This is a genomic window from Phnomibacter sp., from assembly GCF_036803085.1.
Classification (GTDB): Bacteria; Bacteroidota; Bacteroidia; order Chitinophagales; family Chitinophagaceae; genus Phnomibacter.
The window spans coordinates 62,313-83,474 of sequence record NZ_DAIRUZ010000007.1 but is presented as its reverse complement, the minus strand read 5'-3'; the positions used below and the strand labels follow the sequence as shown (position 1 = coordinate 83,474).

The window sequence follows — 21,162 nt, the reverse complement described above, 5'->3', positions numbered from 1 at the left end:
CAGTATTGCAATATCTCCTTACTGTATGAATGTACTTGTTCCCTTTCTGTTAAATAAATATCTCTGCCGCTTGAGCCAGCTTTTCTATCGTACCAATATCAATAAACTTGCTGCCAGTATGGTCAAATGATTGTATGCGGTGCGAAGCACATAGTTGTAGGTACACATCCACCATCGAAAACTTGCCTTCAAATGGCATGTGCCTGAAAATACTTTCGTGTATGATGTGGATGCCGCTGAAAGATTTTTCAACAGGAGTATCCGTAGCAACAGGAAGTTTGGTTTCACCAGTGTTTTTATTGCGCCAGCCTACCAGTTGGTGCTGTTCATTAAATAAAAAACAACGGGAGGAAGTACGGTTGCTCACAGCCAGTGTAGCATCGGCTTTGTTGCTGGCATGTGCCTGCATAAATGCGTGCAGGTTCATATCTGTGAGGATGTCGGCATTCATCACCAAAACGTCTTTGGCATCGCCAAACAACGGCACAGCTTTTTTAATGCCGCCGCCAGTTTCCAACACTGCATCCGTTTCATCGCTTATCAGCACTTCGGCGCCCCAGCCATTGTTTGCTTGCACTGCAGCCATAATTTGATCCGCAAAATGATGAACGTTTACCACCACTTTTTGTATGCCCGCTTGTTGTAGGTATTCAATATTGCGCTGCAGCACGGGCTTGCCATTTACCACTGCCAGTGCTTTAGGATGTGCATCTGTCCACGGTTTCAATCTTGTGCCGAGACCGGCGGCGAGTATCATGGCGATCATGCGTTGGTTGGTTTGTAGGTTGGTTGAACAGTTGACGAGTTAACTAGTTAACCTGTAAACGCGTCAACTAAAAACTATTGAATGGGTGAGGGTTATCTACTTCACCCAATGCTCACTATTGATGTGCTTCACTACCGTTTTTACCTTGTACTTATTGCGCAGGTGTCGGGCGGTTTGCTCGGCAGCATACACGCTGCGGTGCTGGCCACCAGTGCAGCCAAAGTTTACCATCAGTTTGCTAAAACCACGTTGCAAATAATCTTCCACGCTGATGTCTACCATATCCCACACACTATTCAAAAACTCCGGCATGCGGGTTTTTTGTTCCAGATAGTCCATCACTTCTTTGTCTTTACCCGTCAGGGTTTTGTATTCGTCTATACGGCCTGGGTTGAGTATGCCCCGCATGTCAAACACAAATCCACCACCGTTATCGCTGTCATCTTTGGGGTAGCCGTTTTTCTTAAAGCTAAAGCTGTTTACTTCCACCACCAGCGGCGTGTTTTCATCAGCCTTCGGCGGATCAAAACGGGCAATCACGGCATCATCTACCACAAGATTGAGCATGCGTTTAAACTCGGGCACATGTATCGCCAGCGGACGGTTTGTGATAAACCATTTCAGGTTGCGCAATGCTTGTGGTATGCTGCTCAAAAACTGCGCCTTTCTTTCAAACAAACCACGGAAGCCATACGCACCCAACACTTGCAATAAGCGAATGAGTACATATCCATAATACTGCGCCACAAAAATATTCCTGTCAATAGGATGGCCCAGCACTTCTTCCAGCGATGTCATGTAATGCTGCAGCAGGTCTTGCTTCCAATCGTCGGGCAGGTCGGCACGGGCCTGCCAAATCATACTCGCAGCATCATATTGCGGAGCACCTTTCATACCACCCTGATAATCGATGAAGTAGGGCTGGTCGTTGTTGATGATGATGTTGCGGCTCTGAAAATCGCGGAACATAAAAAACTTGTATTCCGTATGCGTCAGGTAAGTAGCCAGTGCATCAAAATCATCAATCATGGCCTGCTTGTCGTAGGGTTGCTGCAAGGCATCCAGAAAGTAATATTTAAAATACAGCAGGTCGCTCAAAATGGCCTGCTTGCCAAACTCTTTCGCCGTAATGCAGCGGTTGTAATCGAGGCCTTCATGGCCCTTCACCTGCAGGCGGGCCAGCTGGGTGAGGCTTTCAGCAAACAAGCTTTTTACATAGTCGTTGTAGCCGTGGGCCTCCAGTTTGTTCAGCAGGCTGTCGTTGCCCAGGTCGGTTTGAATGTAGGCTGTCCCTTCTTCATTTACAGCCACAATAGCGGGCACGGGCAGGCCTTTTTCCGAAAAGTGCCGGCTGAAATAAATGAAAGTGTCGTTCTCTTTTATGTTGAGGTTATACGTGCCAATCAGCGTTTTTCCTTCATCATAAATCCGGAAATAACGTCTGTCGCTACCACTTTGGGGCAATAGTTCAATGCGTTCCGGTACATGGCCACAGGCTTGTGCCGCCAGCGTTTCTATGGTATCAATGGTTTTGTTCATGTCAGTTATTCGTCAGGAAAACGAAAATACCGGTTTCCGAATTTGGCGGTTTGAAATGTCGGCCTATTTTTGCACAGCAAATGAAAAAGCAACTCGTACATATCCATCATCATCATACTTACCTCCTCGGGTAGGCCGGTGCTGCTGTGTACGTATACATACAAAACATTGCAAGAAGGGCTTACCTACGTGGTGAGCCCTTCTTTTTTTTTGTTGATGAGCTGCAGTGCAGGTGGCATCCTGGTTGTGTCACTCCCTTCATCTGCATCGCCATGATCAACTTGAGACAATTAAAGCAGAACCGATAAAAAAAACGACAAACGAAAAACGCGAAGCATAGTATGAAACTCAAAATAGCCATTCAGAAATCCGGCCGCCTCTACGAAGACAGCATCAAGCTCCTGAAAGATTGCGGCATCGACGTTCGCAACGGCATGAACAAACTCAAAGCCGAAGCCGAAAACTTTCCCCTCGAAGTATTCTTCCTCCGCGATGATGATATTCCACAGTACGTAGCCGACAAAGTAGCCGACATTGGTATTGTAGGCGAAAACGTACTCTACGAAAAGCAGAAATCTGTGACCGTTGTAGAAAAGCTGGGCTTCAGCAAATGCCGCCTGGCAGTGGGTGTGGGCAAAGACGAAAACTACACCGGTGCTCAATATTTGCAGGGCAAAACCATTGCCACCAGCTACCCCGTATTGGTGCGCAAGTTTTTAGATGAGAACAACATCAATGCCGAAATTCATGAAATCAGTGGCAGCGTAGAAATTGCGCCAGGCATTGGCCTCAGCGATGCCATTGTAGATTTGGTTAGCAGCGGCAGCACTTTGTTCATGAATGGCTTGAAGGAAACCGAAACCATTCTCAAAAGCGAAGCTGTACTGGTACGCAACAATGAGTTGAGCGAAGAAAAACTGGACATCCTCAGCAGCCTTGTGTTTCGCATGCAGGCAGTAAAAAAGGCCAAGAACAACAAATACATTTTGCTGAATGCACCCAACGATCGCTTGCAGGAAATCATTGCTTTGCTGCCCGGCATGAAAAGCCCCACTGTATTGCCACTGGCCGAAAGCGGCTGGAGCAGCGTTCACAGTGTGTTGAATGAAAATGATTTCTGGAACATCATCGAACAACTCAAAGAACGTGGTGCACAAGGCATACTGGTGATACCGATTGAGAAAATGATAGTCTAAGATTTGTTGATGTCTGATGTGAGATGTCTGATATGAATCAGTGATTGATCTAATAAAATCAGCCGTCAAAAGTCTCCCTTTAGGGAGATATAGAGGGTAACTTGAAACTATGAGAACGCTAATACAACCTGATAAATCTTCATGGGCCAGTCTCATCAAACGCCCCGTCATGAATCTCTCTGAGATCTATGCCAGAGTGCAACCGGTGATGCAAGCCGTACAGCAGGAAGGCGATGCGGCATTGCTGCGTTTTACCACACAGTTTGATGGCGTGGAACTGCAGCACATTGCCGTGTCTGACATAGAAAAAGCACAAGCCGCTGGCATGTTGAGCAACGAACTCAAAGCCGCTATTGAGCAGGCTGCTGCCAATATTCGCTTCTTTCACAGCAAGCAACTTGCCCCTGCCGAAGTAGTAGAAACAATGCCGGGTGTACGCTGTTGGCGCAAGTCGTTGGGAATAGAACGGGTAGGTATTTATGTTCCCGGTGGTACAGCACCTTTGTTTTCTACCGTGCTCATGCTGGCCGTGCCGGCGCAGCTGGCGGGTTGTAAAGAAATTGTGTTGTGTACTCCACCACAAAAAGATGGTACCGTCCATCCCGCAGTGTTGTACAGTGCACAGGTAGCGGGTGTTTCGCAAATCTTCAAAGCAGGCGGTGCACAAGCCGTTGCCGCTATGACCTACGGCACAGAAAGCATTCCTGCTGTCAGTAAAATATTTGGCCCCGGCAATCAGTATGTAACGGCCGCCAAAATGCTGGCACAGCAAGCAGGCATTCCCATTGATATGCCGGCCGGCCCCAGCGAAGTATGTGTTATGGCTGATGAGAGTGCCAATCCAAAGTACGTGGCAGCAGACTTATTGAGTCAGGCCGAACATGGTGCAGATTCGCAGGTGCTGCTGGTAGCCACTCCCGATTTCAACATGCAGGCATTGCAAGAAGAACTCGCTGCACAACTCAGCCGTTTGCCCCGCAATGCCATGGCGGCCGCGGCACTGGAAAACAGTACTGCTGTTGTGTTAGCAAACATCGAAGACATGTTGGCCTTGGTAAATGAGTATGCTGCGGAACACCTCATCATTAGCATGAACAATGCAACGGCTATTGCAGAGCAGGTAATCAATGCCGGTTCGGTATTCATAGGGCATTTGTCGCCGGAGAGTGTGGGCGATTATGCCAGTGGTACCAACCACACACTGCCTACCAATGGTTATGCCCGCATGTACAGCGGTGTTAGTATAGATAGCTTCGTGAAAAAGATAACGTACCAGCAATTGACGCCCGAAGGTTTGAAAACCATTGCGCCAACCGTTATTGCCATGGCAGAAGCCGAAGGGCTTGAAGCACATGCCAATGCAGTGAGAGTAAGATTGTAAGTGAGAAGTTTGAAGTACGATGTACAAAGTAGAAAGGAATTAGGAATTTGTTTTTAGTAATGACAACAAACCAACAATAGTTTACTGTTTAAAGTCTCCCTTTAGGGAGGTTTGGAGGGTTCATCATCATGTTCGATATCAACAATCTCGTAAGAGAAAACATTAAAAAGCTGACGCCGTATTCTTCCGCCAGAGATGAATTCAAAGGCGAAGCGAAAGTGTATCTCGATGCCAACGAAAACAGCCTCGGCTCGCCACTCATGAAGTGGTACAACCGCTACCCCGATCCCTTGCAGTTGAAGGTAAAGGAGAAGTTGAGTGAGATAAAAACAGTGCCGCCGCAAAACATGTTTTTGGGCAATGGCAGCGATGAGTGTATCGACTTGTTGTATCGGGCGTTTTGTAATCCCGCCAAAGACAACGTGATCATTTGCCCGCCCACTTATGGCATGTATGAAGTGAGTGCCAATATCAACGATGTGGAGGTTCGCAAAGCACCACTGCTCGATGACTTTCAACTTAACCTGGCACATATTGAACAACTGGCGGATGCCAACACGAAAATCATCTGGATTTGTTCGCCCAACAATCCTACGGGCAACAGCCTCAACCGCGAAGACATCGAAACGGTACTCAACAATTTCAACGGTTTGGTAGTGGTGGATGAAGCCTACATTAATTTTTCGCGGCAACGCTCTTACTTAAAAGAACTGACAGACTATCCAAATCTGGTGGTGATGCAAACCCTTAGTAAAGCATGGGGTTTAGCCGGCTTGCGGTTGGGGATGATGTTTGCGAGTGAAGCCATCATCAACATCATCAACAAAGTAAAACCACCGTACAACATTGGGCAGCACACACAGGAAATTGTGTTGCAGGCATTGGAGAATACCGATCAGGTAAACGACATGATTATGATGATTGTGGACATGCGGTATGCTTTGGAAGAAGTGTTCAATCAAATGCCGATTGTAGAAAAAATATATCCCAGCGATGCCAACTTTTTGCTAGTGAAAATGCAAAATGCCGATGACGTTTATAACTACCTGCTGAATGAAGGCATCGTGGTACGTAACCGTAGCAAGGTTACCTTGTGCGAAGGTGGCTTGCGCATTACCGTAGGCACCGAACAAGAAAACACAGCACTGGTAGATGCGCTGGGTAGTTACATTGGTCAACTCAAATTTGAAAAAGCAACCGACAATGGCTAAGCGAATATTATTTATTGACAGGGATGGTACATTGATCAACGAAGCACCACCAACGTATCAACTGGATAGTTTTGAGAAACTGACTTTCTATCCCGACATGTTTGCCTATCTGCGCAAAATTGCGGAGGAGTTGGACTATAAGTTGGTGATGGTGACCAATCAGGATGGTTTGGGTACGGATGCTTTTCCGGAAGATACTTTCTGGCCCGTGCAAAACTTTGTGATGAAGAGCCTCGAAAATGAAAACATTCATTTTGATGCGGTACACATCGACCGGAGTTTTCCGCATGAAAACAAACCTACCCGCAAGCCGGCAACGGGTATGTTGACTGAATACCTGAATGCCGAGTTTTATGATATCGAGCATTCATTTGTGATAGGCGATCGCATCACCGATGTACAACTGGCCAAGAACCTTGGTTGCAAAGCCATTTGGATGAATGCAGATCCTAATCTTGGCTTGAATGATACAAGCATGAACGTGGCGGAACTGCGGGAAACAACCGTTGCGCTGGAAGACGTTTCATGGAAACGCATTTACGAATTTTTGAAACTGGGCTTGCGGGTGGTATCGCATCAGCGCAATACCAACGAAACCCAAATATCGATTGACCTTAATCTTGATGGTACCGGCAAAGCCAATGTACACACCGGTTTAGGCTTCTTCGATCACATGCTCGATCAGATTGCCCGACACGGCAATATTGATGTAACGGTGAAAGTAGATGGCGATTTGCACATTGATGAACACCACACGATTGAAGATACCGGCATTGCCTTGGGCGAAGCTTTTGCCAAAGGATTGGCGGATAAACGAGGCATGGAGCGTTATGGTTTTTGCCTGCCCATGGACGATTGCGAAGCACAGGTGAGCATCGACTTTGGTGGCCGCAACTGGATTGTGTGGGAAGCGGAATTTAAACGGGAGAAAATTGGAGAGATGCCTACAGAAATGTTTTTCCATTTCTTCAAATCCTTTAGCGATGCCAGCAAAAGCAATCTGATAATCCGGGCTACTGGCACCAACGAACATCACAAGATTGAAGGCATTTTTAAAGCCTTTGCCAAAGCCATTAAAATGGCAGTAAAGCGGGATGCGTCGAAATTATTTCTGCCGTCGACTAAAGGTGTTTTGTAGTTCCAGCGTACACAAGTTGAAGTTTCGTTGAAACGAAGACCGTGAAAATCTCAAACAGCTTCTAACCAACAACTAAAAACAACAAACCAAAAACTTGAAAACTGTAGCCATCATCAAATACAATGCAGGTAATATCCGTTCGGTATTATTTGCTTTAGAGCGACTGGGCGTAGCAGCAACCGTAACAGATGATCATGAATTGATTCGTCAATCCAGTCACGTTATTTTTCCGGGTGTGGGTGCTGCCAATAGTGCCATGCCTTATTTGCAGGAGCGTGGTTTGGATCAGCTGATGTTGTCATTAACACAACCATTTTTAGGTATTTGCCTGGGTATGCAACTCATGTGCCGCCACAGCGAAGAGGGTGATACGAAATGCCTCGGCATGTTTGATATTGTGGTGCGTAAATTTCCTGCTACCGATGATGATGGCCAGCGCATCAAAACGCCACACATGGGTTGGAACAGTTTGTACAATTTGCAATCTCCCATCATGAAAGGCGTGGATGAAAATGCCTTCATGTATTTTGTGCATAGCTACTACGCCGAAATCAGCAGCCATACTATTGCAGCTTGTAACTATGCATTGCCCTTTAGTGCCGCTTTGCAAAAGGATAATTTTTTCGGTGTGCAGTTTCACACAGAAAAAAGTGCAGTAGTAGGAGAGCAGATTTTGAAGAATTTTTTAACCCTCTAAATCCTGTCTGCCAACAGGCAGGCTCCCTAAAGGGAGACTTCTCGCTGGCTAAAATTGAAAGTGCATTCAATATTTTAAAAGCGAAGAGTCAAAAAATGAAATAATGGATTACAAAAACAATCAACATAATCAGCCGTCTGCAAGTCCTCCCTTTAGGGAGGATTTAGGAGGGTTTCAGGGGGGGGATTTTATCATCCCCGCCATCGATTTAATCGACGGCAAATGTGTACGCTTATCGCAGGGCGATTACACACAAAAAAAAGTATACAACGAAAACCCGCTGGAAGTAGCAAAGCAGTTTGAAGCGGCAGGTATCAAGCGGTTGCATCTGGTAGATTTGGATGGTGCCAAAGCTGGCGCCGTGCAGAACTGGAAAGTGTTGGAGTTGCTGGCAGCGAATACTTCTCTGAGCATTGATTTCGGCGGCGGTGTAAAAACAAAGGACGATGTACAAGCTGTGTTGAATGCCGGTGCTGCATTGGTTACCATTGGTAGCCTCGCTGTAAAACGCAGAGAGCTGTTCCTTAATTTGGTCGCAGAGTTTGGTGCAGATAAGTTTTTTATGGGTGCCGATGTCAACAATGAACGATTGGCGGTTCATGGATGGCTGGAGCAAACCGATGTATTGGTGTATGATTTTATCAATGCATTGACATCTGTTGGATTGGAACAGTTTTTCTGTACTGACATTGCCAAAGATGGCATGATGGAAGGACCATCAACAGCGTTGTATCAGCAAATATTACAGCAATGTCCGGGCATTACGCTGATAGCCAGTGGTGGTGTAAGCAAGCTGGAAGACCTGCATGAATTACAAGCGGCAGGATTGCATGGTGCTATCGTAGGTAAAGCCATTTATGAAGGAACGATACGATTGGAAACCCTCCAAACCTCCCTAAAGGGAGGCTTATAAGATTCCGCATTATTTCGCCAGATTAACAATGGCCTGCTGATTGAAAATGAAAAGCAACAAGTATGAGTAATGTAAATAGTCAGGAACAGCAACTTTTATCAAGTCTCCCATTAGGGAGGTTTGGAGGGTCTGCGTTTGGTGGTTCCGGCCTCACCAAACGCATCATTCCTTGCCTCGACATTAAGGATGGCCGTACTGTGAAGGGCGTCAACTTTGTGAACATACGGGACGCTGGCGATCCCATAGAACTTGCACAACAGTATGCACGTGATGGTGCCGATGAGCTCGTATTTCTCGACATTACTGCGACCAACGAAGGCCGTAAAACTTTTGCGGAGCTGGTGTTGCAAATTGCAAAACATTTGAATATTCCATTTACCGTAGGTGGGGGCATAAGTAGTGTGGCCGATGCCAGCCGATTGCTGGAAGCCGGAGCTGATAAGGTGTCTATCAACTCCTCTGCAGTGAAACGTCCCGAATTGGTAGATGAACTAGCGTTGGAATTTGGTTCGCAATTTGTGGTAGTGGCAGTGGATACCCGCTTGCTTAATGAAGCCGGCGAGCCAACGCTGGACTATACAAAATATCCAGTTGAAGCGCATCATTATGTGCATACACATGGCGGCAGAAAAGCCACGGAATTAAAAACTGTTCCCTGGGTGAAAGAAGTGTACAGCCGTGGTGCCGGTGAAATTTTACTCACCAGCATGAACACCGATGGTGCCAAAACCGGTTTCGATTTGCCCATTACCAAAGCTGTGGTGCAAGCCGTAGATATTCCGGTGATAGCCAGCGGTGGTGCGGGGCAGAAACAACATTTTGTAGATGTGTTTACGGAAGCCGGAGCCGATGCAGGCCTTGCCGCCAGTATCTTTCACTACGGTGAAATTCCTGTTCCCGAATTGAAACAATATCTTGCTACCCAACAAATACCTGTTCGCTTATGATTTGGCTGATTCTTTTAGGCTCCATGCTGCTGGGCATCATGGTCATTCGCTTTAGTTACAAAATTGAAAAAAAGCGATTGGATAAAGACCGTGCCGAAGCAGCCAAAGCCATGCAGGAATTTCAGGAAATGCTCAAACAACAAAAAGAGAAACAATGACAATCGATTTTTCTAAATACGCAGATGGATTGGTGCCTGCAGTGGTGCAGGATGCAGTGACGAATAAGGTATTGATGCTGGGCTTTATGAACCAGGAAGCGGTGGATATAACCCATGCTACCGGCAAGGTTACTTTTTACAGCCGTAGCAAGCAACGCTTGTGGACGAAGGGCGAAACCAGCGAAAACTATTTGCTGCTGAAAAGCATTACTGTAGACTGCGATAATGATACACTGCTGGTAAGAGCACAGCCCATTGGCCCCACCTGCCACACGGGTGCTGATACTTGTTTCAATGAAGTGAATCAAAACAATCCGGCTGATTTTTTGTGGTACCTCGAGTCGGTTATTGCCGGCAGAAAAAACAACCCGACAGAGAAATCATATACCGCCAGTTTGTTTGCCAAAGGCATCAACAAAGTGGCGCAAAAGTTAGGAGAAGAAGCTGTAGAACTGGTGATAGAAGCGAAAGATGACAACGAAGAATTGTTCTTGGGCGAAGCTGCTGATCTGATGTTTCACTACATCGTGTTGCTGCAGGCAAAAGGCTATAGCCTCACTGATGTGGTGAACGTGCTGCGGGGCAGACACAAATAGACAACCATGTTATGTTTATAGAAAACGGGTACTACGCAGGTGGTGCCCGTTTTTATTGGCTATCCACCGCTCATCCACTTGTATTGCACAGGTCAGCAACTTTTGCTTTCTTCGCTGCACAATTTCCAACGCATATGATTTTTTAAGTGCCGGCCTTACGCCGGGAAAGTAAGGCAGTTTACACCGAAGCATTCGCTGCTTCGTCTTTCCCTCATTCTATTTTATCACCTTACTTTTTTATGTATGTCGTTGACGAACATCACACGATTCTTTCATCGTATTTTTTATTATATCCGTTTGTCATTGTCCAGCGAAGGACAGGACTTTACCACCGGTAGTATTCGCAAAGCCATTTTTCTGTTGGCCGTACCCATGATTTTGGAACTGAGTCTCGAATCGGTGTTTGCGCTGGTGGATGTATTCTTTGTCGGAAAGCTCGGCTCGGTGGCCATTTCTACGGTGGTACTTACTGAATCTATCATCACCATTGTATACTCAGTGGGCATTGGTTTAAGTATGGCTGCTACAGCCATGGTAGCCCGGCGCATTGGCGAAAAAAATGCTGCAGCAGCTGCCAAAGCGGGGGCACAATCTATGCTGTTGGGCTTGTTGGTATCAGTGCTCATCAGTATTGTAGGCGTTACGATGGCACCTACATTGTTGCGTTTAATGGGTGGCTCTGCAGAAGTGATACGAATGGGTACACCGTATATGCGCATCATGTTGGGCGGCAATCTGGTGATTATGATGCTGTTTTTAATCAACGGCATTTTTCGAGGTGCTGGCGATGCATCCATTGCCATGAAAAGTTTGTGGATAGCTAATATCTGCAACATCATGCTGTGTCCGTTACTTATTCAGGGCTGGGGCATTGTGCCAGCGTTTGGCCTTACGGGGGCAGCATTGGCTACCACTATTGGCCGTACCATGGGTGTGCTCTATCAGTTGTACAAACTCAAATACAGTCATGGTGTGATACACCTGAAGTGGAGTGATTTCTTGCCCGACAAATCTGTACTGGCATCGCTGGCAAAAGTGGCCGGCAATGGCACTTTGCAGTTTTTGATTGGTTCTGCCAGTTGGATTTTTTTGGCCCGGCTCGTAGCACAGTTTGGCGAAGATGCTACGGCTGGCTATGGTGTAGCCATCCGGTTGATTGTGTTTTTCATTTTGCCTGCCTGGGGACTTAGCAATGCCGCCGCTACATTGGTAGGCCAAAATTTGGGTGCAGGCAATGCCGAACGTGCCGCCAAAAGTGTATGGCTTACGGCCAAATACAACGTGTTGTTTATGCTGGGTGTTACCTTGCTTTTTTTCTTTATGGGTGAATGGCTGGTGCAATTGCTCAATGATGATGTGGCCATTCGGCCTGTGGCGGTAGAAGCCTTGCGCATTGTGAGTTTGGGCTATGTGCTTTATGGAATCAGCATGGTCATGATGAATGCATTTAACGGCGCCGGCGATACAAAAACACCCACCATTATCAACCTCATTTTCTTTTGGGGCATTCAAATTCCATTGGCGTATGTGCTTAGTATTTCTTGGAAGATGGGACCAACGGGTGTGTTTGTAGCCATCGTTTCTGCAGAGTCACTCATTGCTGTTGTGGCCATGTGGTTGTTTACCAAAGGCAAATGGAAAGCGGTGAAAATTTGATGAGAGAACGACCCTGCTGTTCGGCTTTCAATGTTGGTCAGCGACCAACATTGGCGGTGAAAATTTGATGAGCATTACAGCCATCGTTGCTCGCCTGACCAATATTGATTCATCCAACAGCAATTAAAAAAGCAACGCTTCACCAATAGAGAAGCGTTGCTTTTTTAATAAAGAAATTTTGCGGACAAATTACTGCGGCATGGCTTCAATCACCATGGCGCTGGCGCCACCGCCGCCGTTGCAAATACCGGCTGCGCCATAGCGGGCACCGTTTTGCTGCAGCACATTAATGAGCGTTACAATAATGCGGGCACCACTGCAACCCAGCGGGTGACCCAATGAAACAGCGCCACCATGCACATTTACTTTGGCAGGGTCGAGCTGCATGCGTTTGCTGTTTTCAATGCTCACTACGCTAAAGGCTTCGTTCACTTCCCAGTAGCTGATGTCTTGCATGGTCAGTCCTGCTTTGGCAACAGCTTTTGGTACAGCCAGTGCAGGCGTTGTAGTAAACCATTCAGGTGCCTGTTCTGCATCGGCGTAACCAATTACTTTGGCAATGGGCTTCAGGCCCAGCGCATCGGCTTTGCTCTTGCTCATGAGAACCAAGGCTGCAGCACCGTCATTCATGGTGCTGGCGTTGGCTGCTGTTACTGTACCATCTTTTTTAAAGGCGGGATTGAGTGAAGGGATTTTATCAAACTTCACATTGAAAGGTTCTTCGTCTTTGGCAATGATAACGGGCTCGCCTTTACGCTGCGGAATTTGTACTGGTACAATTTCATTGGCAAACTTGTCCGCTTCCCAGGCTGCCTGGCTGCGTTTGTAGCTTTCAATAGCAAAGGCATCCTGATCTTCGCGGCTAATGCCACAAGAGCTGGCGCAGAGCTCTGCTGCAATACCCATGGCTTGTCCATCGTACACATCCGTCAGGCCGTCTTTGGCCAAACCATCGAGTAATTGCACATTGCCGTACTTATTACCCCAGCGCATGTTGGGCGCATAGTAAGGCACATTGCTCATGCTTTCCATACCACCTGCCACTACAATATCGGCATCGCCCAGCAGAATGCTTTGTGCCGCTTGTGCTATGGCTTTCATGCCACTGGCACACACTTTATTTACGGTGGTACAATTTACTTCGTTGGGCAAGCCGGCAAACTTAGCCGCCTGGCGGGCAGGCGCCTGACCAAGGTTGGCTTGTATTACACAACCCATCAATACGTCGTTTACGGCTTCAGGAGCTACACCGGCTTTTTCCAATGCACCTTTGATGGCAATGGCACCGAGCTGTGTGGCCGACAAATCTTTCAGTGATCCGCCGAAGCTGCCCATGGGCGTTCTTACTGCGGAAATGATGTACACTTCATTCATGGCAAACAATCAATTTAGGCGGCAAAGGTAAAGACTTATCGCTGCTGCTATAGCTTGTAACTGCACAGTTAGGCGAATGCACTTTCGTGGCTGGTGAGTGTTCTAAAACAGCGTACTAATAACGATTGGTTATCCGTTGTCTCGTACTATGGTAGTGGGCTTGCTGTACCACATGGGGTAGTGGGGCAGATAAATTTTTTCCAGCTCATTGCGCTTCACTTTTAATGAAGGCGTCAACAAACCATTTTCAACTGTCCAGCTTTTTTCGAGAATCACAATTTTTTCAATGCGTTCGTGTTTTTCCAGCGTTTTATTGAGTACTTGCATGTCGGCTTCCAGTTGTGCATACAGCGCATCTTGCTGTTGCATTTTACCAGAGTCGGACAAGGTAACCAATGCAATGGGCTGGGGTATACCTGTACCTACCACGCATACTTGTTCCAAATGATGATTGGTGAGCATGCTCGTTTCAATAGGAGCAGGCGCAATGTATTTGCCTTTATCCGTTTTAAACTGATCTTTTACACGTCCTGTAATCATGAGGTAACCATCAGCATCCAGTTCGCCAATGTCGCCGGTTTTCAGGTAGCCTTCTTCATCAAACATGTCGGCTGTCATGGCGGGCTCTTTGTAATAGCCCTGCATATTGCCTTCGCTTTTTACCCTTATTTCTTTCTCTTCTGAGAACTTCACTTTCAAACCTTGCAACGGTAAGCCTACGGTGCCAAATTTGTTTCGGCCGGGGCGGTTGAAATGCGCATACACACAGTCTTCTGTCATGCCATACGCCTGGCAAATATCAATGCCCAGCTTTCCGTACCATTCTTGTACTTCTTTGGATAGTGGCGCAGCAGCGCTTACAATAAACTTTGCGGTTGATAACCCCAAACTGGTTTTTATTTTTTTGCGAATCAAGCTGTTGACAATTGGGATTGACAGCAACAGATTGAGCTTTTTCTGTGGTAGTTTTTGCAAAATCTTTTCTCGGAATTTGATCCAGATACGGGGCACAGCAAAAAAGATATCAGGTTGTGTATCGGCCAGGTTTTCTGCAAATGAATCTAACGACTCAGCAAAAGAAACACAGCCACCGTTGTACAATGCATTTAATTCAATGCCCATGCGTTCTGCAATATGGCTGAGTGGCAAGTAAGAAAAAAGTTTTGGGCGGGCAGGCAACGGTATATCTGCAGTGGCACGATGAATAACCGTATCGATAGCATGCAGTGAGTGCATTACTCCTTTGGGGGCACCTGTTGTGCCGGATGTATAAATAATGGTGAGTGTGTCAGAAGGGTTCCATGCATATACTTCATCAATAGGTGTATGTGATGCAATCAAATCTTCCCATTGCACATCGCCATTGCTGTTATAGCTGTTATTGCCAATAATGCGGACATTTGCAGGAATACCTGAGCGTTGTTTTTGAAACTGATCCAGCTTGCCGGCAAATATGGCTTTCGATTCGCTATGTATCACAATGCTTTCAATACTGCCTGCTGTAAGCGTTGGATAAATGGGTACACTTACCACACCGGCCATCATCATGGCAATGTCGGCCATAATCCATTCTGCACAGTTTTTACTCAGCAGTGCTACTTTATCGCCGGGTTGTATGCCCATGCTGCGCAAGGCTTGTGCCATGCGTTTGCAGTGGTCTGCTGCTGTGGCATAGCTGATGGTTTGCCATTGCCCGTTAACAGGTTGGCGCAAGAAGCAATCAGTAGGAGCGGTATTGGCCCAATGCAGTAATTGCTGTACAGGAGTGCTTACAGGCATAGCAATGTTTTTATTGATTTAAAAAGTAGACATTACAAAATACGTGAATAAGACAGACGGACAAAATGCGTATGATCTATAAACATTGCACATCCATCAGGTAGGTGTTCCAATCGTAAAATTCGGCCCGGTAAATTTTCTGGGAGATTGTATAAACGCCAATGGCTTGCAAATAACCATTACACTGGTAAATGCTGAGTTGGTAAAATCCTTTTCCAAATTCACCGGTTGTTTCTATGCCTCCCGTAGCCATGGGTGCTGATGCTGCGTTGTACGACTTTCTGAATTTTGGTACCATGGCTGTGTCGCTTGTCTGCATCCATTTTTTCCAACTGTAGGCAAAGGCCGAATCTTGCTTACCGGTAAAGGGTTGTCCTTTTAAGATAGTTACCACAAAACGGGTACTTCCTCTCACATTATAATTGTCGTACACCAGCCCTTGCGTAGTTGTTTGATTGCTCCATCCTGCAGGTACAACAGGTAAGCGCAACTTATCGAATTGAATGGCTTGTGCCCATCCAGCATGAGCAACGAAAAGCAGCAAAAATGAAAGAAAAGTTTTCTGAACACTCATAGCACAAATGTAGGCGGCTGGAGTGTTATCAAAACCTGATAAAAAATGGCCGGCACATTTTGTGCCGGCCATGTGATTTGTTGTTGTAAACAAAAATTATTCTTCTTCCTTCGCTGTTTTGGTGTAGTCTTCATGCAGTTTTTTCTGCAGGTCGTATGGCACAGGTGCATACTCATGAAAATGCAGTCTGAACTTAGCACGGCCCTGCGTAATGCTGCGCAGTGAAGATGAGTAATCCGCCATTTCTGCCAGTGGTACTTTTGCTACTATTTTCTGGAAATGACCTTCGGTATCGATGCCTTCTACAAAAGCACGGCGTGTTTGCAGGTCGCCCATTACAGCACCGGTCAGGTCAGATGGACAAAGCACTTCCACATTGTAAATGGGTTCCAGTATTTGCGGATCGGCCTGGCCGAATGCATCTTTGAAAGCCTTGAGGCCAGCGAGTTTGAATGAGATATCGTTACTATCTACCGGGTGCATTTTGCCATCAAATACACTCACCCGCACATCTCGTACATACGAGCCGGTCAAAGGGCCTTCCACCATTTTTTCCATTACACCTTTTAAAATGCTGGGTAAGAAACGGGCATCAATGGCACCACCAACAATGCAATTGTAGTACACCAGTTTGCCACCCCATTCCAACGGATGTTCTTCACGGCCACGAACGTTCAACGCTTCGGGGTCAGGCATGCCTTCATACCAGGGTTCAATGCGCAAATGCACTTCAGCAAACTGTCCGGCACCACCACTTTGTTTTTTGTGGCGGAACATGGCTTCCGCTTTTTTGCGAATGGTTTCGCGGTAAGGAATACGGGGCTTATGGAAAGCAACTTCGAGCTTATGAATGTGTTCGAGTTTCCATTTAATTACCTGCAGGTGCAGTTCGCCCTGGCAATGCAGCAGTGTTTGTTTCAGCTCTTGCGATACTACTACTTTAATAGTCGCATCTTCTTCAATCAGCGTATGCAAAGCCTGGCTCAGTTTTTCTTCTTCGCCTTTGCGGGTGCTTTCTACAGCCACAGTTAAATTGCTGGTCGGAAACTCAATGGGATGCAGCTCAATATTCTTGCCTTTTTCGTGCAAGGTGTTGTTGACATGCGTATTCTTCAGTTTCATAGTAGCACCAATATCGCCTGCCACCAATTCGTTTACGTTAATCCTGTTTTGGCCTTCGAGCAACAGCAGCTGGTTCATTTTTTCGGAAGCGCCGGTCGTTTCATTCACCAGTTCCATGCCGGTTTTAATAGTGCCGCTGTACACTTTGAATAAAGACAGTTCGCCTACGTGAGGTTCGCTGATGGTTTTGAAAACAAAAATGCAGGCGTGGCCACTGGCATCGCAAGTAAGTTCGGTGCCGGCTTGTGTTTTTTGGGCAGGCATTTCATTGGCACTGGGGCACACATTGTCAATAAAACCCATGATGCGGCCGCTGCCCATATTCTTTTCTGCACTTACACAAAACAGCGGGAAAATGTCATGATTAATCATGGCTTTGTGCATGCCGGCTTTCATGTCGTCTTCGTTCAATTCGCCCAACTCAAAATATTTTTCCATCAGGCTTTCATCGTTGCTGGCTACGGCTTCTACCAGTTCACGGTGCAGTTCATCTGCGGTTGCTTTTTCACTGTCGGGGATGGGTTTTTTCTCTGGTTTGCCACCATCTTTTCCGTACTCATACATTACCATGTTGAGCACGTCAATAATTTGGTTGAAACCTGTACCGGCATTGAGCGGATATTGCACCTGCACCACTTTGCTGCCAAAGTGAGCCTTAGCTTCGGTTACGGTTTTATTGTAATCGGCATTTTCATGATCCAGTTTATTTACCGCAAAAATCATGGGCGTTTTAAACTCTTCGGTATAGTCCCAAATAATATCGGTGCCTACTTCTACACCGGCAGTGGCGTTCAGCAGCATTACGCCGGTATCGGCTACCCGGAGTGCACTTATTACTTCGCCTACAAAGTCATCATACCCCGGTGTATCTATAATATTTATTTTGTAACCACGCCAGGTAGTGTGCAGTAGGGAAGAAAAGATAGAGTTGCCTCTTTCTTTTTCGAGTTCATGATAATCGCTAACGGTGGTTCCTTCTCGCACCGTACCACGGCGGTTAATCAAACCAGCTTCAAAAAGCATGTCTTCGGCTAATGTTGTTTTGCCGCTGCCGGCATGGCCAAGCAGCGCAATGTTTTTTACGTGAGCAGTATCAAAAGTTGCCATAACGTAAGTATGTAAATGGTGAAAAAAACCGTGTAGCCAAAACAGGTTCGGCCACGGCAATAATTAAGCAATCGGAATACAATGAGGGTAAGTACTTCATGTATTAAAAAAGGTTGCAAGTGTGTAGATACCTGCAACCTTTTCTATCATGTTATGCCGCTTCTCCAATGAAACGGTGAAAGTCTTTGGTGAGTTGGTCAATGTCGGCCATTAATTGTTTTACCTGTAATTCCAGGTTGTGGTGCGGAATTTTATGACCAAAGTTGGGATGGTGTTCGGCTTCGGCTACATGGTGCTTAATGGCGTGTTTTACGTCGTGCACATTAATGAGCTGAATGTGAAACTGATTGTGGTAGTGTTCTACCTCTTTCAAATAATCGTGATCCGTTTTGCCAGCAGCAGCAGTGTAGAGTTCACTGCGCAAATGATTGATGTTTTCTTTTGCCTGGCGAAGTTGATTACGCCACTGGTCGCATTCGGCCAGCAGCGCCTGATGTTCGGCTACGGTAACCATAACATGAAGTTTTAAGGTGAGCAATCTGATCAAAAGAACGAAAGGAGCTTATCAAGATACATCGTTTTTTTCCCTTCGTCAATACCAAATTTGACGAAAGTAGCTACAACTAACTATGAGGCAAGTCATGCTTTTCGGTATCTTTCCTCATGCTGAAAATTGGTTGAAAAACCTTATACTTTAGGGATGCGAAAGTTTTGTGTGACCGTTTTGTTTTGCTGTGTACTGCAGGGTGTGTATGCACAGGATAGTGCCATCATTCGCCGGTGGATGGATACCCTTGCAGCACCGGCCTTTCATGGGCGTGGTTATGTGAATAATGGCATGCAGCAAGCTGCCAATTGGATAGCTGCTACTATGCAGCAACAAGGCTTACAGATACAGCGCCAAACGGTGGAATATCCGGTGAATGTTTTTCCAAGTCCAAGTTTGTTGCAGGTGAATGGCCATACCTTACAGGAAGGCGTTGATTATTTAATAGGGCCAGAGTCGGGCGGTTTTGATGGCACTGTTTCCCGCTTATTGCAGGTTGATTCTGCTACATGGGTATCGGCCGATCAAAAATTGATTGTACAGCTGGCAGACAAACTCACCTGGAGTGTGGCTACCCGTCAGCAAAACCATTGCCGGGTTATTGTACGTCGTGCTGCAATTGCATCTGCACCCAAAAAAATTAAATTGCAGGTCACTCCATTTTTTCAGCCATCCTTCAAGGCCGATAATGTGATTGCCACCGTAGCCGGTACCCTGCGCAATGATTCTGCCATCGTTTTTACGGCACATTACGATCATTTGGGGCAACTGGGCAATGCTCTATTTGCCGGTGCCAACGATAATGCCAGCGGCTCCGCTTTGCTCATGCAATTGGCGTGCCGCATACAGGCACAACCCTTGCCGTACAAAGCGGTGTTTATTTGGTTTGCCGGCGAAGAAGCCGGATTGGTGGGTTCATCGTGGTATGTAGAAAAACCAGCATTCCCATTATCGAATATTCGCTTTTTACTCAATCTCGATTTGATGGGGAACGGCGAGGAGGGCATTACTGTGGTGAATGCTACTGAGTTTCCTAACGCATTTGCATTGCTGCAAAAACTGAATTCGGAAAAACAATATCTCACGGCCATCAACAGCAGGGGCAAGGCGCAAAACAGCGATCATTATTGGTTTACCGAAAAAGGGGTGCCTTCTTTTTTCTGGTACACGTTGGGCAAGCGAAAAGCATACCACGATGTGGAAGATATTGCAGCCACTGTTCCTCTTGTAGAAGCCAATGATTTAATACGTTTGATTCTCGATTTTTCTCAACAGCTCATTCTTCAATCCCGATAATTTTCTTGCATGATTACTGCTGCCGATTTTACCAAAGACATCATTGCCCGCTTTACCTATTACAAGCAACTGGGTGATAAAACATTTGCGCAACTAAGCGAAGATGAATTGAAATGGGAGCCAGCGGAAGGTGCCAACAGCATTGCCATTATTGTGCAGCACATGTATGGCAACATGATGAGCCGCTTCACTCATTTTTTAACAGAAGATGGTGAAAAGCCCTGGCGCAACCGCGATGCAGAATTTGAGCCCATGAACGTAAGCAAGCAAGACCTGATTGATTTTTGGGAAACCGGCTGGAGTCATGTGCTGAGTACTATTGGTTCGCTCAGCGATGCGCAACTCATGCAAGACGTAACCATCCGTACCGAAAAGCTGAAAGCCTACGATGCTTTGCTGCGGCAGCTGGCTCACTATGGCTATCACATTGGACAAATAGTGATGCTGGGTAAAATGCTGCGCAAAAATGACTGGCAAAATTTATCGGTACCCAAGGGCGGCAGTGCAGCGTACAACGAAGCGATGAAAAAGTAGTCGGCGACTTGAGAAATGATGAATGGTGAATTAGGAATGTTGAATTGAACCCGCAATCAGCATTGGCAAACTTCGGCGACCAACAAAGGCGGCATATCAGACATCAGATATCAGATATCCTACATCCTTCATCTACTTCATGTCTTCTGCCGTAAAGCCAAACGGCAGTATGTCTTTGGCAGAAGCAATCACCATTACCTCGCCTTGCTGGCCCGATAAAATGAGGCGCATAGGCTGGTTGAATCTTTGCTCGTATTCTACCAATGCCTGTCGGCACATGCCGCAGGGCGATGCTGGCTTACCACTGTTGCCATGCAGGTTGTGGTAAGATATGGCCAAGGTAGCAACCGCTTCTGTTGGGTGCAACGTGCTGAGTGCAGAGAGCAATACTCTTTCTGCACAAATACCAACAGGGTAGCTGGCGTTTTCCTGGTTGGTGCCTTTTACGATATGTCCGTTGGTTGTTTGTGCTACGGCAGCTACTTTAAATGCACTGTAAGGTGCGTATGCTGCAGCGGTATGCTCCCGGGCTGCTTGAAGTAATGCATGGTCTGCCGGCGAAAGGCTGCTTTCGTTCTCGTGGAGCTCGTAAGTAAATTGATGTGTTTTGTTTGCCATCTTTCATCAGTTT

At 46.4% G+C, this 21,162-nt stretch carries 20 protein-coding genes; 12 read left to right on the top strand and 8 right to left on the bottom strand.

Annotation, left to right across the window (positions count from 1 at the left end; translation table 11 throughout):
• Window positions 1–49: 49 nt before the first annotated feature.
• Both V7Q13_RS13880 and V7Q13_RS13875 read right to left on the bottom strand, forming a co-directional pair.
• Entirely contained in the window at window positions 50–766 is a 717-nt protein-coding gene (locus tag V7Q13_RS13880; protein WP_333801270.1) for a nucleotidyltransferase family protein, read from the bottom strand.
• Between the two features lie 96 nt (window positions 767–862).
• Window positions 863–2,305: a RapZ C-terminal domain-containing protein gene (locus V7Q13_RS13875; RefSeq protein ID WP_333801269.1), complete on the bottom strand. Its 1,443-nt coding sequence runs from the start codon at window positions 2,303–2,305 to the stop codon at window positions 863–865.
• Between the two features lie 341 nt (window positions 2,306–2,646).
• Between V7Q13_RS13875 and hisG the strand changes: the two genes are divergently transcribed.
• The 10 genes from hisG (at window position 2,647) to V7Q13_RS13825 (ending at window position 12,198) form a co-directional block, all read left to right on the top strand.
• Window positions 2,647–3,501 (top strand): ATP phosphoribosyltransferase, encoded by an 855-nt coding sequence (gene hisG, locus V7Q13_RS13870; protein ID WP_333801268.1) that lies wholly within the window; start codon window positions 2,647–2,649, stop codon window positions 3,499–3,501.
• Between the two features lie 169 nt (window positions 3,502–3,670).
• Window positions 3,671–4,882 (top strand): histidinol dehydrogenase, encoded by a 1,212-nt coding sequence (gene hisD / locus V7Q13_RS13865; RefSeq protein ID WP_333801267.1) that lies wholly within the window; start codon window positions 3,671–3,673, stop codon window positions 4,880–4,882.
• Between the two features lie 128 nt (window positions 4,883–5,010).
• Window positions 5,011–6,093: a histidinol-phosphate transaminase gene (gene hisC, locus V7Q13_RS13860; RefSeq protein ID WP_333801266.1), complete on the top strand. Its 1,083-nt coding sequence runs from the start codon at window positions 5,011–5,013 to the stop codon at window positions 6,091–6,093.
• A complete protein-coding gene (gene hisB, locus V7Q13_RS13855) occupies window positions 6,086–7,231 on the top strand; it encodes a bifunctional histidinol-phosphatase/imidazoleglycerol-phosphate dehydratase HisB (RefSeq protein WP_333801265.1) in 1,146 nt (381 codons plus the stop codon). The genes hisC and hisB overlap by 8 nt, the downstream gene beginning before the upstream one ends.
• Window positions 7,232–7,325: 94 nt before the next feature.
• Complete coding sequence (gene hisH / locus V7Q13_RS13850; protein ID WP_333801264.1) at window positions 7,326–7,928, top strand: imidazole glycerol phosphate synthase subunit HisH; 603 nt, start codon at window positions 7,326–7,328, stop codon at window positions 7,926–7,928.
• A 103-nt stretch (window positions 7,929–8,031) separates the two neighbouring features.
• Entirely contained in the window at window positions 8,032–8,841 is an 810-nt protein-coding gene (gene hisA, locus V7Q13_RS13845) for a 1-(5-phosphoribosyl)-5-[(5-phosphoribosylamino)methylideneamino]imidazole-4-carboxamide isomerase (RefSeq protein WP_333801263.1), read from the top strand.
• Window positions 8,842–8,903: 62 nt separating this feature from the next.
• Entirely contained in the window at window positions 8,904–9,788 is an 885-nt protein-coding gene (gene hisF / locus V7Q13_RS13840; RefSeq protein WP_333801262.1) for an imidazole glycerol phosphate synthase subunit HisF, read from the top strand.
• A complete protein-coding gene (locus V7Q13_RS13835; protein WP_157479336.1) occupies window positions 9,785–9,946 on the top strand; it encodes a hypothetical protein in 162 nt (53 codons plus the stop codon). Before hisF ends, V7Q13_RS13835 begins: the two co-directional genes overlap by 4 nt.
• Window positions 9,943–10,542: a bifunctional phosphoribosyl-AMP cyclohydrolase/phosphoribosyl-ATP diphosphatase HisIE gene (gene hisIE / locus V7Q13_RS13830; RefSeq protein WP_333801261.1), complete on the top strand. Its 600-nt coding sequence runs from the start codon at window positions 9,943–9,945 to the stop codon at window positions 10,540–10,542. Before V7Q13_RS13835 ends, hisIE begins: the two co-directional genes overlap by 4 nt.
• A gap of 243 nt (window positions 10,543–10,785) precedes the next feature.
• Window positions 10,786–12,198 carry an MATE family efflux transporter gene (locus V7Q13_RS13825; protein ID WP_333801260.1) on the top strand — a complete coding sequence of 471 codons (1,413 nt, stop codon included), beginning with the start codon at window positions 10,786–10,788 and terminating at the stop codon, window positions 12,196–12,198.
• A gap of 189 nt (window positions 12,199–12,387) precedes the next feature.
• Here V7Q13_RS13825 and V7Q13_RS13820 read toward each other — a convergent pair whose 3' ends face one another.
• The 5 genes from V7Q13_RS13820 to V7Q13_RS13800 all read right to left on the bottom strand — a co-directional run bounded on the left by V7Q13_RS13820 (window position 12,388) and on the right by V7Q13_RS13800 (window position 18,668).
• The gene (locus V7Q13_RS13820) at window positions 12,388–13,572 is read right to left on the bottom strand and encodes an acetyl-CoA C-acyltransferase (RefSeq protein ID WP_333801259.1); all 1,185 of its coding nucleotides are present in this window, start codon (window positions 13,570–13,572) and stop codon (window positions 12,388–12,390) included.
• A gap of 129 nt (window positions 13,573–13,701) precedes the next feature.
• Window positions 13,702–15,351 (bottom strand): AMP-binding protein, encoded by a 1,650-nt coding sequence (locus V7Q13_RS13815; RefSeq protein WP_333801258.1) that lies wholly within the window; start codon window positions 15,349–15,351, stop codon window positions 13,702–13,704.
• A gap of 76 nt (window positions 15,352–15,427) precedes the next feature.
• Complete coding sequence (locus V7Q13_RS13810) at window positions 15,428–15,925, bottom strand: hypothetical protein (protein ID WP_333801257.1); 498 nt, start codon at window positions 15,923–15,925, stop codon at window positions 15,428–15,430.
• A gap of 96 nt (window positions 15,926–16,021) precedes the next feature.
• On the bottom strand, window positions 16,022–18,154 hold the full coding sequence (locus V7Q13_RS13805; protein ID WP_333801256.1) for an elongation factor G: 2,133 nt from the start codon (window positions 18,152–18,154) through the stop codon (window positions 16,022–16,024).
• Window positions 18,155–18,305: 151 nt separating this feature from the next.
• Complete coding sequence (locus V7Q13_RS13800) at window positions 18,306–18,668, bottom strand: hypothetical protein (protein ID WP_333801255.1); 363 nt, start codon at window positions 18,666–18,668, stop codon at window positions 18,306–18,308.
• A gap of 186 nt (window positions 18,669–18,854) precedes the next feature.
• Here V7Q13_RS13800 and V7Q13_RS13795 point away from each other — a divergent pair, with 186 nt between their 5' ends.
• A complete protein-coding gene (locus V7Q13_RS13795) occupies window positions 18,855–19,997 on the top strand; it encodes a M28 family metallopeptidase (protein ID WP_333801254.1) in 1,143 nt (380 codons plus the stop codon).
• A 9-nt stretch (window positions 19,998–20,006) separates the two neighbouring features.
• On the top strand, window positions 20,007–20,531 hold the full coding sequence (locus V7Q13_RS13790; RefSeq protein ID WP_333801253.1) for a DUF1572 family protein: 525 nt from the start codon (window positions 20,007–20,009) through the stop codon (window positions 20,529–20,531).
• 132 nt (window positions 20,532–20,663) lie between these two features.
• Here V7Q13_RS13790 and V7Q13_RS13785 read toward each other — a convergent pair whose 3' ends face one another.
• Window positions 20,664–21,149, bottom strand: coding sequence for a cytidine deaminase (locus V7Q13_RS13785; protein WP_333801252.1), 486 nt, complete (start codon window positions 21,147–21,149; stop codon window positions 20,664–20,666).
• Between the last annotated feature and the right edge of the window lie 13 nt (window positions 21,150–21,162).